This is a genomic window from Pseudacidovorax sp. RU35E, from assembly GCF_900156165.1.
Taxonomy (GTDB): Bacteria; Pseudomonadota; Gammaproteobacteria; order Burkholderiales; family Burkholderiaceae_C; genus Xenophilus.
On sequence record NZ_FTMY01000002.1, the window covers coordinates 149,729 to 163,576 of the forward strand.

Genomic DNA, 13,848 nt, shown 5'->3' on the forward strand with positions numbered 1-13,848 from the left:
CCTTAAGCAGTCTGTTACCGACCCGTAGAATAATTTATTAGATTCAGGCATTTGGCTTGGCCGACCGTGTGGCGCGGGTAACACATCACTGACAAAACCCCGACTCGCGCCATCTTTTTTTACAAATCTGACCGGGATCTTGATTGATCGTATGACCATGCTGACCTTCCGCCCCGTTGCCGTGGCCGCCTTGCTGGCTTGCAGTGTCGCCGTCGCCCAGACGCCTCCCACCCCAGCATCCAATCCGATGCCTGAGGCGGCGCCTGCGTCCGCCGCCACGGCGGTGCCGCCGGCCTCGCTGGGCGACGCCGTCGCATTGGCGATCAATCGCAATCCCGAGGTGCTGGCCCGCCTGCGCATGTACCAGGCCTCCGATGCCGACCAGGCCGTGGCCCGCAGCGGGCTGCGTCCGCAGGTCGATCTGCAAGCCTTCACCGGCTACCAGAGCAGCCGCATCAGCGGCAGCGACAGCCAGAACTACAGCCGTCCCGGTGCCAACCTGCAACTGCGCCAGACCCTGTTCGACGGTGGTGCAGCGTCCAGCGACACGCGCCGCGCCGGCTTCGCCAAGCTCAGCCGCTACTACGACTACCTCGCGGCCAGCGACGAGATCGCGCTGCAGGCCGTGCAGGCCTACATCGATGTGAGCCGCTACCGCGAGCTGGAGCGCTTGGCTGCCGACAACTGGGGCTTCCACAACGAGACGCGCGAGCAGCTCGACCGCCGTGCCTCGGCCGGCGTGGGCAAGCGCGTGGACCTGGAACTGTCCCAGGGCCGTGCCGCCCTGTCGCAGTCGAACTGGCTGACCGACAGCGCCAACCTGCATGACGTGACCCAGCGCTTCCAGCGCCTGGTGGGCCAGATGCCCGCCGCGCAGCTGTCGCCGGTGCCCGAGACGTCTGCCAACCTGCCGGCCGCCCAGCAGGTGCTCAATGAGGCCATGCGCCGCAACCCGGGTTTCCTGTCGGCCGTGTCGGGCATCCGTGCCGCCCGTGCCGACCTGGATGTGCGCAATGCCGCCAAGTCGCCCACCGTCGCCTTCGTGGCCCAGACCGGTACCGACAAGCAGCTGTCCGGCCTCGACACCGTGCAGCGCGTGCAGAACAGCTCGGTTCAGGTGGTGCTGAACTACAACCTGTACCGCGGTGGCGCCGACGATGCCCGCGCCCGTGCCGCGCAGGAGAACTTCTACGCCGCCCAGGACCAGCGCGACCTGGCCTGCCGCAACATCCGCCAGACCGCCACCATCGCCTACAACGATCTGCGTCGTCTGCGCGAGCAGCTCAACTACCTGGAGCAGCACCAGCTGTCGAGCGAGAAGGCGCGCGAAGCCTTCCGCCAGCAGTTCGACATCGGCCAGCGCTCGCTGCTGGACTTGCTGGACACCGAGAACGAGCTGTTCCAGGCCCGCCGCGCGGTGGTCAACGCCCGCTACGACTACCTGCTCGCCGGCTACCGCGTGCTGCAGCAGACCAACGGCCTGCTGCCCGCCATGGGCCAGAAGCCGATCATGGTCGATGCGCCCGAAGTGCCAGAAGGCGGCCAGCCCGAGGACGAGGCCGTGCTGTGCAGCACCGAGATGACGCCGCCGCAGGTGCTGGACACCGCGGCCGTGGTCGCCTCGCGCCCGCCGCTGCAGCCCACGCCCGGCCAGACCTCGCCCGCCCCGCGCCCGCTCCCGGCAGGCAGCCCGATTGCGGCCGACATCTCCGGTGTGCTGCCCACGGTGCAGGACTGGGCCCGCACCTGGTCCGCCAAGGACCTGGAGAAGTACATGGGCTTCTACGCCGCGAGCTTCCGTCCGGCGCAGGGCACCGTGTCGGCCTGGAAGTCGCTGCGCACCACTCGCGTGACCAAGCCCGGCCCGATCCGCGTGACGCTGGAGGACGTGCAGGTGCGCCCTGACGGCGCCAATGGTGCGCAGGCCTCCTTCAAGCAGACCTACCGTTCGGACGACTACAACGACGTGGTCTACAAGACGCTGGGCTTCGTGCGCGAAGGCCAGGCCTGGAAGATCCAGTCCGAGGTCGCGACGCCGGCACGCTGACCCGCGGGGGCCCCAAGGGCCCTCATCCAGCGCACACGACGGGCCCTTCGGGGCCCGTTTGCATTGGTGCGTCCAACGCGGCGCGGGTTTGCGTCGAAGCAGTGCATGGATGCACCAGGACGGGAAACTGTATCCAATTTGAAGGCGCATTGAACCAATGCCGTATGAAGAGATCCGCACGTGCATCAGTGAAGAGTGCGGTACTGGGGGGAATAAGGATTGGATACAAAGTGGCACGCCCATTGCTTGAAGACAGCCATCCGGCCTCCCGCCGGTCCTGTTGTTCAACCTTCCGGGAATGCCCATGCGCCAATTCATCGCTCCCCTCCTGGTGGCCGCCGCCGCCCTGACGCCGCTGCTCGGCCAGGCGCAGGACGCCATCAAGCTCGGCTACGCCAAGTGCGCGCACTGCACGCCGCTGGCCCTCACGCCGCAGAACGCCGACGCTTCCAAGGTCAAGCTGGAGGCCACCGGCTTCAACACCGGCAATGACGTGCTGACGGCCCTGCTGTCCAAGAGCATCGACGTGGCCCAGGTTACCTACCTGCACTACGCCACCGCCCTGGACAAGGGCTTCGACGTGGTCGCCATCTCGGGCCAGATCAACGGCGGCTCGCAGATCCTCGTGGGCAACGACGTGCCCGTGGCCGAGAACGACTGGGCGGGCCTCAAGAAGGTCATCGCCGACTACAAGACCCAGGGCAAGCCCTTCCGCGTGGCGGCCTCGCGCGGCAATGCGCAGGACATCCACATGCGCGGCGCCTTCGCCAAGCAGGGCATCGACATCAACAAGGACGTCCAGTTCATCAACATCCCCAACCCGTCGGACCACGTGCAGGCGCTGCGCCGCGGCGAGGTGGAGCTGATTTGCTCGGTCGACCCCTTCGCCACCCAGATCCGCGAAGTGAAGGCCGCCAAGTTCTTCACCTATCCCTATGACCAGGCGGCCGGCAAGCTGACCAACCTGATCGTCACCCGCTCCGACGTGATCGCCAGCAAGCCCAAGGCGGTGGAAGAGACGGTGCGCTCCATCGTCAAGGTCAACGAGCTGATGACCAAGGACAAGGGCCTTTTCATCGACACCATCCAGAAGGTGACCGGCCTGGACAAGGCCATCGCCACCGGCGCGGCGTCCAACCTCTACCCCGACTACCAGATCCACCGCGCCTCGGCCGTGGCCATCGCGCAGATGATGCGTGACCTCAAGTACATCAACACCGACGTGACGGCGGCGGTCGAGAAGAACATCGACTACCGCTTCCTCGAAGCCGCGACGGGCAAGCCCAAGTCGCAGCTGGGCTACTGAGGCAAGGGGCCGACGACGATGGCGGATTCCTCCACGACCACGCTGCCGGCCGCGCCGGCGCCGGCTGCGGCGATGCCGGCCTGGAAGCGGCTGTACCGGCGCGTCGAGCGCGCCATCGTGCCGGCCCTGGTGCTCATCGGCTGGGAGCTGTTCTCCCGCTCGGGCGTGCTGCCGCCCGCACTGTTGCCGGCACCTTCGCAGGTACTGGTGGCCTGGGCCGACTGGGTGATCGGCACCGACGGCAACACGCAGACCTATTCGGGCCGATGGATCTTCGACGTGGCGGCCAGCGCCGGCCGCGTGTCCGCCGGCTTCGCGCTGGCGGCGGCCCTGGGCATCGGCCTGGGCATGGCCATCGGCTGGTCGCGCACCATCGAGAAGCTGATCGAGCCGCTGCTGCAGGTGCTGCGGCCGGTGCCGCCGGTGTCGTGGATTCCGCTGGCCATCATCTGGTTCGGCATCGCCAACAAGCCGGCGATCTTCCTGGTGTTCCTGGGCTCATTCTTCCCGGTGCTGCTGTCCACCATCCATGGCGTGAAGACCTGCGACCGCAACCTGCTGCGCGCGGGTGCCATGGCGGGCGGCACGCCGCGGCTGCTGCTGCGGCACATCGTGTTCCAGGCGGCGCTGCCCAGCATCTTCTCGGGCCTGCGCATCGCCATCGGCTCGGCCTGGATGCTGACCGTCACGGCCGAGATGGTGGCCGTCAAGAGCGGCGTGGGCTATGTGCTCTGGGATTCGTACTACTTCCTGCGCTACGACATCGTCATTGCCGCCATGGCCAGCATCGGCCTGCTGGGCTACTGCAGCGACTGGCTCATCAAACTGCTGTCGGCGCGCGTGCTGCGCTGGCAGCGCGGCTCCACCCTGCAGGCGAAGGAGGGCTGACCATGAGCCTCATCACCATCCAGAACGTCTCGCGCCACTTCGAGGACCCGCGCCGCGGCAGCGCCGTCAAGGCGCTGGACCACGTGAGCCTGAGCGTGGGTCGCAACGAATTTCTGTGCCTGCTGGGGCCGAGCGGTTGCGGCAAGTCCACGCTCTTGAACATGATCGCGGGCTTCGACCATCCCACGCGCGGTGTGGTGGCCGTGGGCGGCCGCCCGGTGACGGCACCGGGCGTGGACCGCGGCGTCGTCTTCCAGCAGCCCACGCTGATGCCCTGGCTGCCGGTGTGGGAGAACGTGGCCTTCCACCTCACCATGCGCGGCCTGCCCAAGGCCGAGCGGCGCAAGAAGGCGCAGCACTTCATCGACATGGTGGGGCTGCGCGGCTTCGAGAATCACTTTCCCAGCGAGCTCTCGGGCGGCATGAACCAGCGCGTGGGCATCGCCCGGGCGCTGCTGATGAACCCCGAGGTGATCCTGATGGACGAGCCCTTCGGCGCGCTGGACGAGCAGACCAAGATGGGCATGCATGCCGAGCTGGTGCGCATCTGGCGCGACAGCCAGAGCACCATCGTGTTCGTCACGCACGGCATCGAGGAGTCGCTGGCGCTGGGCACGCACATCGCCGTGATGTCGGCGCGGCCGGGTCGCATCCGCGAGCTGATCGAGGTGGACCTGCCGCGCCCGCGCGATTCCACCAGCCCGCGCTTCAACGACTACAAGCGGCACATCCTGCAACTGCTGCGGCCCGAGGGCGTGGCCACGCCGGCCGCCGCCGCGCATGGCTGACACCGCGCCCGTCACCTTCATCACCGGCGCCGCGGGCTTTGTCGGTCTGGCGCTGGTGGAGCACCTGCTGGCGCGTGGCGAGACGGTGATCGGCTGGGATGCGGCGCCGCTGCCGGATGCGGCGCAGCGCGTGTTGGCAGCATTGCCCGGGCGCTTCATCGCCTTGCGTGGCGACGCGGGCGACGCCGCGGCGCTGGAAGCCGCACTGGCCCTGCACCGTCCGCAGCGCATGGTGCTGCTGGCGGCCGTGACCGCGGCGGCCGAGCGCGAGCGCCGCGCGCCCGAAGGGATCTTCGCCGTCAACCTGGTGGCCGTCACCACGGCGCTGCGCCTGGCGGCCGCGCATGGCGTTCAGCGGGTGCTGCTGGCCAGCTCGGGCTCGGCCTATGGCGCCAGCGGGCGTCTGCCCGGCCTGCTGCACGAGACCGGCACACCGCTGCAGCCCGAGGGGCTCTACGGCATCTCCAAGGTGGCGGCCGAGGCTGCCGCGCGGCGACTGTCCGGGCTGCTGGGCGTGGACCTGCGCATCGGCCGCCTGGGCACCTGCTTCGGTCCCTGGGAGCGCGACACCGGCGTGCGCGACACGCCCAGCGCGCCCTTGCAGGCGCTGCGCCTGCTGCGCGCCGGCCAGCCCGTGCGGTTGCCGCGCGCATTGCGGCGCGACTGGCTCTACGTGCGCGATGCCGCCGCCGCGATCGCGGCGCTGCTCGATGCCGAGGCGCCGACGCAGCCCATCTACAACCTGGCTGCCGGCTTCGAGTGGTCCGTGGCCGACTGGTGCGCATGGCTGTGCCAACAGCCCGGCTTCGAGGGCGCCGACTGGGCCATCGTCGGCGAAGGGGAGGCCACCAACATCGACCCCTACGCCGACTACGACCGCGCCAGCATGGACATCACCGCGCTGCGCCGGGACACCGGCTTCGTGCCGGGCTACGACCTGGCGTACGCCGGTGCCGACTTCCTGGACTGGCTGCAGCGCAGCGCGGAGCCTGCCCATGCCTGAGATCACCCCGACGCCCGCACGGCGCATGGCCGGCCGATGCTGCATCGTCACCGGCGCCGCCTCCGGCATCGGACGCGCCATCGCGCGCCGCCTGGCGGCCGAAGGCGCTTTCGTGGTCGTCGCCGACATCACCCAGCAGCCCATCGAGGGCGGTGCGCTCACGCTCGCGGCCATCGAGGCCGAAGGCGGGCAGGCCCGCTTCGTCCAGTGCGACGTGAGCCGCACCGAGCAGGTCGATGCCCTCGTGGCCGAAGCCGTGCGCTGGCAGGGCCGGCTCGACGTGCTGGTCAACAACGCCTGCATCCGCCACGCGCGGCCCCTGGCCGACATGGAGGACGCCGACTGGCAGCGCCTGCTCGACGTCAACCTCGGCGGCGTCTTCCGCGCCAGCCGCGCCGCCGTGCGCCAGATGCGCATGCAGGCCGTGGTGGACGAGGTGCGCGGCCGCATCGTCAACCTGTCGTCGCAGCATGGCCTGATCGCCGCGCCCGGCGACCTGGGCTATGGCGTCACCAAGGCCGGCATCGGCTACATGACGCGCCAGGTGGCCGCCGACTACGCCGCCGAGCAGATCGCCTGCAATGCCGTGGCGCCCGGCAAGATCCAGACGGGGCAGGGCGGCCGCGCCCTCGACCCCGTGGTCATGGAGCGCGCCATCCGCCGCACGCCCTGGCCGCGCCTGGGCCGGCCCGAGGACGTGGCCGAGGCGGTGCTGTTTCTGGCCAGTTCCGAGGCGCGCTTCATCACCGGCGCCGAACTCATGGTCGACGGTGGCTGGATGGCCGCCTGATCCCTTCCGATTTCCCAACGAGACACGCATGTCACCCTTCGACCTCGTCATCCGCAACGCCCGCGCCGTCACGGCCAGCGACATCTTCGACTGCGACATCGCCGTGAAGGACGGCCGCATCGTGCAACTGGGCCAGGGTCTCGCCGCCGGCGCGCGCGAGATCGACGCGGCGGGCCGTCATGTGACGCCCGGCGGCGTCGACGCGCACTGTCACCTCGACCAGCCCGAACCGCCGCCGGTGGTGATGGCCGACGACTTCGACACCGGCACACGCTCCGCAGCCTGCGGCGGCACCACCACCGTCATCCCCTTCGCGCTGCAGCACAAGGGCCAGTCGCTGCGCGATGCGGTGGCCGACTACCACCAGCGCGCCGAGGGCAAGGCGCATGTGGACTACAGCTTCCACCTGATCGTGAGCGACCCCACGCCCAAGGTGCTGGAGGAAGAGCTGCCTGCGCTGATCCGCGAGGGCTACACCTCGTTCAAGATCTACATGACCTACGACAGCCTGAAGCTGGACGACGGCCAGATCCTGGACGTGCTGGCGGTGGCCCGCGAGCATGGCGCCATGGCCATGATCCATGCCGAGAACGCCGACTGCATCGAATGGCTCAGCAAGCGGCTGGAGGCCGCCGGCCGCACTGCGCCGCGCTGGCATGCGCATGCGCGGCCCATGCTGGTGGAGCGTGAGGCCACGCACCGCGCCATCGCGCTGTCGGAACTGGTGGATGTGCCCATCCTCATCGTGCATGTCTCCGGACGCGAGGCGGTTGAGCAGATCCGCTGGGCGCGCGCCCACGGCCTGAACGTCTTCGCCGAGACCTGCCCACAGTACCTCTTCCTCACCGCCGAGGACCTGGGCATCGACGACAGCTACCACGGCGCCAAGTGCGTCTGCAGCCCGCCGCCGCGCGACAAGAGCAACCAGCAGGTGATCTGGAACGGGCTGGCCGATGGGCTCTTCACCGTGTTCTCGTCCGACCACGCGCCCTACAAGTTCGACGGCACCGAAGGCAAGAAGCCGGGCGGCGAGGAAGTGGGCTTCCGCCACATTCCCAACGGCATCCCGGGCATCGAGACGCGCATGGCGCTGCTGTGGTCCGAGGGCGTGATGGCCGGGCGCATCACGCCGCAGAAGTTCGTCGAGCTGACGTCCACCAACCCGGCCAAGGCCTACGGCCTGCATCCGCGCAAGGGCAGCCTGGCGGTGGGTGCCGATGCCGACCTCGTGATCTGGGACGAGCGCGAGTTCGTGCTGACCAATGCCCAGCTGCACCACAACGTCGACTACACGCCCTATGAGGGCATGCACCTGACGGCCTGGCCCGGCATGACGCTCGCGCGGGGCGAGGTGGTCTGGGACGGCCGCGATTTCACCGGCCGCCAGGGCGCAGGCCGCTTCCTGCACTGCGGCATGCCCACGCTGGTGCCGCGCCGGCGGGGATGATCGGTGCCATGCGCATCCTCGTCATCAACCCCAACATCTCCGACAGCGTCACGGCCCTCATCGGCAGCGAGGCGGCGCGCAGCGCCAGCGCCGGCACCGAACTCACGCTGCGTACCGCGCCTTTCGGCGTGGCCTACATCGAGACCCGCTTCGAGGCCATGGTCGGCGCCTATGCGGCGGCCAACGTCGCCGCGGAGCACGCAGCCGGTCACGACGCGGTGATCGTGGCCGCCTTCGGCGACCCGGGCCTCGCGGCCCTGCGCGAGGTGCTGCCCATGCCGGTGCTGGGCCTCACCGAATCGGCCCTGGCGAGTGCGTGCCTGCTGGGCCCGCGCTTCTCGATCATCGCCATCTCGCAGCGCATCCAGGCCTGGTACCGCGAGGTGGTGCAGGCCAACGGGCTGGAAGGCCGGCTGGCGAGCATCCGCGCGCTCGACCGGCCGCTGGCGCGCATCGACGGCATCCAGGAAGACCACACCGAGGCGCTGCTCGCCCTGTGCGAGCGGGCCGTGGCCGAGGACGGCGCCGACGTGCTGATCCTGGCCGGCGCGCCGCTGGCCGGTCTGGCGCGGCAACTGGCCGGGCGCCTGCCGGTGCCGGTGGTCGACGGTGTCTCCAGCGCCGTACGGCAGGCCGAGATGCTGCATGGCCTGCAGCCGGGCGCGGCCCGGCGCGGCAGCATGGCGCCGCCGCCGGCCAAGCCGCATCAAGGCTTGCCGCCCGCATTGGCTGCGCTGCTGGACGCAGCCCAGGCCCGCGGCGCGTCGGCCTGAGGCAGCCGATCGCGGGCGGCGGCGTCCGACAGACCGGTCGGGGGCTCGGCGGCAGGCTGCCGCCAGCGGCATCGCCGCAAGGAGCCTCTCCATGAAGATCAAGACACCCCTGCTGCTCGGCCTGCTGGCGGTCGCCCTGACCGGCTGCATCGTTGCGCCCCCGCCGCCCCCGCACTCGGGTCCGCCACCGGGCGCCTACCGCGACCGGGACCGCGATGGCATGCCCAATCGCTACGACCGGGACCGTGATGGGGACGGCGTGCCCAACCGCTACGATTCGCGCCCCAACGACCCGCGCTACCGCTGACGTGCTGCGCGCGCTGTGGGGCGCGCGCCTACCATGCAGGGCTGTCCCTAGGAGACTCCCTGCATGACCCCGCTCTTTCCCGGATTCGAAGAACGCCGCGTCGACGTCGGCGACGGCATCGAGATCGCCGCCACCATCGGCGGCTCCGGCCCCCCGCTGCTGCTGCTGCACGGCCATCCGCAGACCCGCGCCATCTGGCACAAGGTGGCGCCCACGCTGGCGCAGCACTACACCCTCGTCGCCGCCGACATCCGCGGCTATGGCGACTCCTCCAAGCCCGCCGGTCTGCCCGACCATGCCAACTATGCCAAGCGCGCCATGGCGCAGGACCAGGTGACGCTGATGCGCACGCTGGGCTTCGAGCGCTTCCTCGTCCTCGCGCACGACCGCGGCGCGCGCGTGGCCCACCGGCTCGCCATGGACCATCCGCAGGCCGTGCGCCGCCTGGTGACGCTGGACATCGCGCCCACGCTCGCCATGTACGAGCAGACCAACGAGGCTTTCGCGCGCGCCTACTGGCACTGGTTCTTCCTCATCCAGCCCGCGCCCTTGCCCGAGCGGCTGATCGAGGCCGACCCGGCCCGCTACATCACCGACCTGATGGGCAAGCGCAGCGCCGGCCTGGCCCCCTTCGACCCGCGCGCGCTGGCCGAGTACCAGCGCTGCATCGCGCTGCCCGGCGCGGCCCATGCCACCTGCGAGGACTACCGCGCGGCCGCCACCATCGACCTGGAACACGACCGCGCCGACCGCGACGCCGGCCGCAAGCTGACGATGCCGCTGCTCGCGTTGTGGGGCGAGGAGGGCGTGGTCCACCGCTGCTTCCAGCCCCTGGCCGAATGGCAGCGCGTGGCGGTGGATGTGCAGGGCGGCCCGCTGCCCTGCGGCCACTACATCGCCGAAGAGGCCCCCGAGGCGCTGCTGGCGCGGGTGATGCCGTTCCTGGCTGCGGCGGGGGATTGAAATGGGAGCGCTCTTCTCAGTGCTTGAACCGGGACTCCTGCTGGGCCCGCAGTGACAGGACGAAGACGGTGTCGACGGAGGCGACGCACCGGTATAGCGCGACACAGCCCCGGCTGCCCTTGCCGATCACGAGTTCGCGCTTGCCGTCCTTGACCGGGCGGCCGATGGCCGGGCTGTGAGCGAGAACGTCGAAGGCCTCGATGATCTCCTGCATCCGATCCGCGAGGTCGCCGGCACCGTGCTGCTCGAGGTATTCGACGAAGCGCTCCAGATCATCCAGCACCTCCGATACATGAGGCGCCGCTCCGATGTGGCTGTAGCATGAATGTGTCACGTCGTCATGCGTCACTGGGTCTGCGACACGCGCTCCACCTGTCTCGGTGCGGCGTCAAGCAGTGCGCCGCCACCGCGGCAGCCGCACCATCCCGCTCGACAGCGCCACACCGCACACGATCACCAGTGCGCAGCCCAGCATCCAGGCCGTCACCCGCTCGCCCAGCAGCAGCCAGCCGTAGAACACGGCGAACACCGGCACGAGGAAGGTGACGGTCAAAGCCTTGGCTGGCCCGGCGCGGGCGATCAGGCGGAAGAACAGGATGTACGCCAGTCCCGTGCATGCCACGCCCAGGGCCACCAGGGCCATCCAAGCGCGCAGGCCGGGCATCTGGCTGGGCCAACTGAGCGCGGCGGGCACGATCAACAGTGCGCTGGCGCCGATCTGGCTGCCCGCGGCATTGACCAGCGGCGGCACCGGCTGCAGCCAGCGCCGGGCCGCGCTGGCCGACAGGCCATAGCACAGGCAGGCGCCCAGGCAGGCCAGCACGGCCCACAGCGTGCGCCAGTCGCCTGCGCCCGTGTGCAGCCCGGTCGACCCGCTGGCCAGCAGCGCCACGCCCACGAAGCCGACCACCAGCCCCAGTGCCCGCGAGCCATCCGGCCGGTCGCCGAAGGCCGCCCACGCGACCAGCGCGCCGAACATCGGCACCGTCGCGTTGATCACCGCCGCGAGGCCGGTGGGGATGGTCAGCAACGCGAACGAGAAGAGCGCGAAGGGCAGGCCCGAATTGAGCATGCCCACGCCACTGGTGATGCGCCAATGCCGGCGCAGATCGGCGCCCTGTCCACGCAGCAGCACCAGGGGCACCAGCACCAGCGCGGCGATGCCCACGCGCATGGCCGCCACCGGCAGTGCGCCGAACTCGGCGGCGCCGACGCGCATGAAGAGGAAGGACGCGCCCCACAGCGCGGCCAGCAGCACGAGGTCGATCAGCCAGGGGCGTGATGCAGAACGCGGCGGACTCACGCCACCTCCCGCGTTCGCTCGCGCACGGTCGGGGCGTTGCCGACGCGCCTCGCACTCGGCCCTTTGTCCGCCTGTGGGAGCGCCACACCTTCCAGCGTGAGCAGCGCCCGCTTGCGCTCCAGTCCGCCCGCGTAGCCGGTCAGGCTGCCGTCGGCGCCGATGACCCGGTGGCAGGGCACGATCACGCTGACCGGATTGCGGCCCACGGCGGCACCGACGGCGCGCATGGCGGCCGGCCGGCCCAGCGCCAGGCCCAGGGCGCCGTAGCTGTGCGTGCCGCCCCGCGGAATCGCCAGCAGAGCGCGCCACACCGCCTGCTGGAAAGGCGTGCCGCGCGACAGGTCCAGCGGCAGGTCGAAGCCGGTCCGCCGGCCGGCCAGGTAGTCCTGCAACTGGCCGGCGGCGTCCTGCAGGATCGCGTGGCCGGGGTCGGGCTCCCAGCCGGTGGTGTCGGGATGGTGGCGCTGTGCGTCGAACCACAGGCCGGCCAGGCCGTCGGCGCTGGCGGCCAGCAGAACGCCGCCGAGCGGCGTGTCGATGTGGCAGGTACGCAGCGCGACGCGGCGGGTGCGGAAAGGGACAGGAATCATGATGGGTCCTTCGAGGAGGTAGGCGCGGCCAGGCCGTGCCAGGCGGCGAGCACCGCATAGCTGCGCCAGGGCCGCCATGCCTGGGAGGCGGCTTCGGCGGCGCGGGCCTGGGTCACACCCAGGGCCTTCTGCAGTGCGATGTCGCCAGCGGGAAAGGCGTCGGGCCAGCGCAGCGCGCGCATGGCGATGTACTGCGCGGTCCAGGCGCCGATGCCGGGCAGGGCCTGCAGAGCGGCGCAGGTGCGTTGGGGGTCGGCACCGGCATGCAGCGCCAGCCGGCCGTCCAGCACGGCTTCGGCCAGGGCGTGCAGGGCGGCCTGCCGCTGGCGCACCAGGCCCAGCCGGCCGAGTGTTTCGCCATCGGCGGCGGCCAGCGCCGCGGGGGTGGGGAAGAGCCGGTCCAACCCATCGATGGGCGTGGCGATGGGCTCGCCCAGCGCCTGCACCAGCCGGCTGCCCAGCGTGCGGGCAGCGGCCACCGTGATCTGCTGGCCCAGCACGGCGCGCACCGCCAGTTCGAAACCGTCGAGCGTGCCGGGCACGCGCAGGCCTTCGGCCGCGGGGAAGTGCGGGCCCAGCACCGCGTGGATGGCGGCTGGGTCCGCATCGAGGTCGAGCAGCGCACGCACGCGGCTGGCCAGGATCGGCAGGACGGGCGCCAGCGATTCGCCGAGCGTCAATCGCACCTGTGAGGCGGCCAGGTCGAAGCGCAGTGCCAGCCAGCCGGTCTGGGCGCCAATGCGCACCGTGCGCACGAAGCGGCCATCGGCGTCGAGCCGCTCGACACCGGCCAGCGCGCGGCGTCCCAGGAATCCGTGCAGCGTCGCCAGGTCGTACGGAGGCCGGAACCCGAGCCGCACGGTGAGCGAGGCACCGCCCGCGTCGCCCTCGCCATCCCCCTCGCGCGCGCGGCGCAGCTCACGTGGATTCAGGTCGTAGCGCTCGGCAAAGGCCGCATTGAAGCGCCGCACGCTTCCGAAGCCGCTGGCCCGTGCGACTTCGGCCACCGGCAGCCGCGTGTCGGCCAGCAATTGCTTGGCGGCCAGCAGTCGCCTTGTCTGCAGATATTGCAGCGGTGAGACGCCGAACTCCGCTTCGAACAGGCGGCGCAGGTGGCGGTCGCTCACGCCCAGCCGCTCGGCCATGCGACCGACCAGCGGGCCGGGCTGCGCGTCGGCGTCGTCGGACCACAACTCGGGCTCGTCCATCAGCCGTGCGGCCTGGCGGGCGAGGATGCGCGAGGCGTCCTCTGTACTCCAGGCCGGCGCGCCGCCGGCACGCGGGGCCAGCTCGGGCCGGCAGCGCAGGCAGGGGCGGAAGCCCGCTGCCTCGGCCTGCGCCGCATGACGGTAGAAGCGGCAGTTCTCGCGCCGCGGCAGGCGCACGCGGCACACGGGTCGGCAGTAGATCCCGGTGCTCATCACGGCCGTGAAGAAGGCCCCGTCGAAGCGCGCATCGCGCGTCTTCAACGCCAGGTAACAGGCGTCGCCTTCGGTATCCGCGAGGGCATCGGGCCGGGTGTTCATGGAAGGCATGCTACCTGTGCAGGCGTGCAGTAATGCGCCATTTCCGGACATCCGAGCCCCAGGGGGCGGTGCCTACAATCGCCGCCGTCACTTTTGTTGTCATTTCCTCCCCTCCCA

The 13,848-nt window shown here is 70.5% G+C and carries 14 protein-coding genes; 10 read left to right on the top strand and 4 right to left on the bottom strand.

What is annotated here, in order from left to right; translation table 11 throughout:
* Positions 1-157: 157 nt before the first annotated feature.
* The 10 genes from BXA03_RS03550 to BXA03_RS03595 all read left to right on the top strand — a co-directional run bounded on the left by BXA03_RS03550 (position 158) and on the right by BXA03_RS03595 (position 10,312).
* The gene (locus BXA03_RS03550) at positions 158-2,047 is read left to right on the top strand and encodes a TolC family outer membrane protein (RefSeq protein ID WP_234983583.1); all 1,890 of its coding nucleotides are present in this window, start codon (positions 158-160) and stop codon (positions 2,045-2,047) included.
* A 304-nt stretch (positions 2,048-2,351) separates the two neighbouring features.
* Positions 2,352-3,353, top strand: a complete 1,002-nt coding sequence (locus BXA03_RS03555; protein ID WP_234983584.1) for an ABC transporter substrate-binding protein — start codon at positions 2,352-2,354, stop codon at positions 3,351-3,353.
* A gap of 72 nt (positions 3,354-3,425) precedes the next feature.
* Entirely contained in the window at positions 3,426-4,241 is an 816-nt protein-coding gene (locus BXA03_RS03560; protein ID WP_076504806.1) for an ABC transporter permease, read from the top strand.
* A 2-nt stretch (positions 4,242-4,243) separates the two neighbouring features.
* Entirely contained in the window at positions 4,244-5,029 is a 786-nt protein-coding gene (locus BXA03_RS03565; protein WP_076503886.1) for an ABC transporter ATP-binding protein, read from the top strand.
* On the top strand, positions 5,022-6,032 hold the full coding sequence (locus BXA03_RS03570; protein WP_076503888.1) for an NAD-dependent epimerase/dehydratase family protein: 1,011 nt from the start codon (positions 5,022-5,024) through the stop codon (positions 6,030-6,032). The genes BXA03_RS03565 and BXA03_RS03570 overlap by 8 nt, the downstream gene beginning before the upstream one ends.
* Entirely contained in the window at positions 6,025-6,822 is a 798-nt protein-coding gene (locus tag BXA03_RS03575; RefSeq protein WP_076503890.1) for an SDR family NAD(P)-dependent oxidoreductase, read from the top strand. The genes BXA03_RS03570 and BXA03_RS03575 overlap by 8 nt, the downstream gene beginning before the upstream one ends.
* A 28-nt stretch (positions 6,823-6,850) precedes the next feature.
* Positions 6,851-8,269, top strand: coding sequence for a dihydropyrimidinase (gene hydA / locus BXA03_RS03580; protein ID WP_076503893.1), 1,419 nt, complete (start codon positions 6,851-6,853; stop codon positions 8,267-8,269).
* An 8-nt stretch (positions 8,270-8,277) separates the two neighbouring features.
* Positions 8,278-9,042 (top strand): aspartate/glutamate racemase family protein, encoded by a 765-nt coding sequence (locus tag BXA03_RS03585; RefSeq protein ID WP_076504808.1) that lies wholly within the window; start codon positions 8,278-8,280, stop codon positions 9,040-9,042.
* Between the two features lie 91 nt (positions 9,043-9,133).
* Positions 9,134-9,349, top strand: a complete 216-nt coding sequence (locus BXA03_RS03590; protein WP_076503896.1) for a hypothetical protein — start codon at positions 9,134-9,136, stop codon at positions 9,347-9,349.
* Between the two features lie 63 nt (positions 9,350-9,412).
* Positions 9,413-10,312, top strand: coding sequence for an alpha/beta fold hydrolase (locus tag BXA03_RS03595; RefSeq protein WP_076503898.1), 900 nt, complete (start codon positions 9,413-9,415; stop codon positions 10,310-10,312).
* A 16-nt stretch (positions 10,313-10,328) separates the two neighbouring features.
* Here the strand turns inward: BXA03_RS03595 and BXA03_RS03600 are convergent, their stop codons facing one another.
* The 4 genes from BXA03_RS03600 to BXA03_RS03615 form a co-directional block, all read right to left on the bottom strand.
* Positions 10,329-10,595 (bottom strand): type II toxin-antitoxin system RelE/ParE family toxin, encoded by a 267-nt coding sequence (locus tag BXA03_RS03600; protein WP_200803326.1) that lies wholly within the window; start codon positions 10,593-10,595, stop codon positions 10,329-10,331.
* A gap of 105 nt (positions 10,596-10,700) precedes the next feature.
* On the bottom strand, positions 10,701-11,615 hold the full coding sequence (locus BXA03_RS03605; protein WP_076503900.1) for a DMT family transporter: 915 nt from the start codon (positions 11,613-11,615) through the stop codon (positions 10,701-10,703).
* Positions 11,612-12,205, bottom strand: coding sequence for a methylated-DNA--[protein]-cysteine S-methyltransferase (locus BXA03_RS03610; protein WP_083715864.1), 594 nt, complete (start codon positions 12,203-12,205; stop codon positions 11,612-11,614). Before BXA03_RS03610 ends, BXA03_RS03605 begins: the two co-directional genes overlap by 4 nt.
* Positions 12,202-13,740: an AlkA N-terminal domain-containing protein gene (locus BXA03_RS03615; RefSeq protein ID WP_076503903.1), complete on the bottom strand. Its 1,539-nt coding sequence runs from the start codon at positions 13,738-13,740 to the stop codon at positions 12,202-12,204. Before BXA03_RS03615 ends, BXA03_RS03610 begins: the two co-directional genes overlap by 4 nt.
* Between the last annotated feature and the right edge of the window lie 108 nt (positions 13,741-13,848).

What these genes read in the sequence shown, in the direction of transcription:
- BXA03_RS03550 (WP_234983583.1), top strand. Translation starts at nt 158, where the DNA reads ATGCTGACCTTCCGCCCCGTTGCCGTGGCCGCCTTGCTGGCTTGCAGT.
- BXA03_RS03555 (WP_234983584.1), top strand. Translation starts at nt 2,352, where the DNA reads ATGCGCCAATTCATCGCTCCCCTCCTGGTGGCCGCCGCCGCCCTGACG.
- BXA03_RS03560 (WP_076504806.1), top strand. Translation starts at nt 3,426, where the DNA reads ATGCCGGCCTGGAAGCGGCTGTACCGGCGCGTCGAGCGCGCCATCGTG.
- BXA03_RS03565 (WP_076503886.1), top strand. Translation starts at nt 4,244, where the DNA reads ATGAGCCTCATCACCATCCAGAACGTCTCGCGCCACTTCGAGGACCCG.
- BXA03_RS03570 (WP_076503888.1), top strand. Translation starts at nt 5,022, where the DNA reads ATGGCTGACACCGCGCCCGTCACCTTCATCACCGGCGCCGCGGGCTTT.
- BXA03_RS03575 (WP_076503890.1), top strand. Translation starts at nt 6,025, where the DNA reads ATGCCTGAGATCACCCCGACGCCCGCACGGCGCATGGCCGGCCGATGC.
- hydA (WP_076503893.1), top strand. Translation starts at nt 6,851, where the DNA reads ATGTCACCCTTCGACCTCGTCATCCGCAACGCCCGCGCCGTCACGGCC.
- BXA03_RS03585 (WP_076504808.1), top strand. Translation starts at nt 8,278, where the DNA reads ATGCGCATCCTCGTCATCAACCCCAACATCTCCGACAGCGTCACGGCC.
- BXA03_RS03590 (WP_076503896.1), top strand. Translation starts at nt 9,134, where the DNA reads ATGAAGATCAAGACACCCCTGCTGCTCGGCCTGCTGGCGGTCGCCCTG.
- BXA03_RS03595 (WP_076503898.1), top strand. Translation starts at nt 9,413, where the DNA reads ATGACCCCGCTCTTTCCCGGATTCGAAGAACGCCGCGTCGACGTCGGC.
- BXA03_RS03610 (WP_083715864.1), bottom strand. Translation starts at nt 12,205, where the DNA reads ATGATTCCTGTCCCTTTCCGCACCCGCCGCGTCGCGCTGCGTACCTGC.
- BXA03_RS03615 (WP_076503903.1), bottom strand. Translation starts at nt 13,740, where the DNA reads ATGCCTTCCATGAACACCCGGCCCGATGCCCTCGCGGATACCGAAGGC.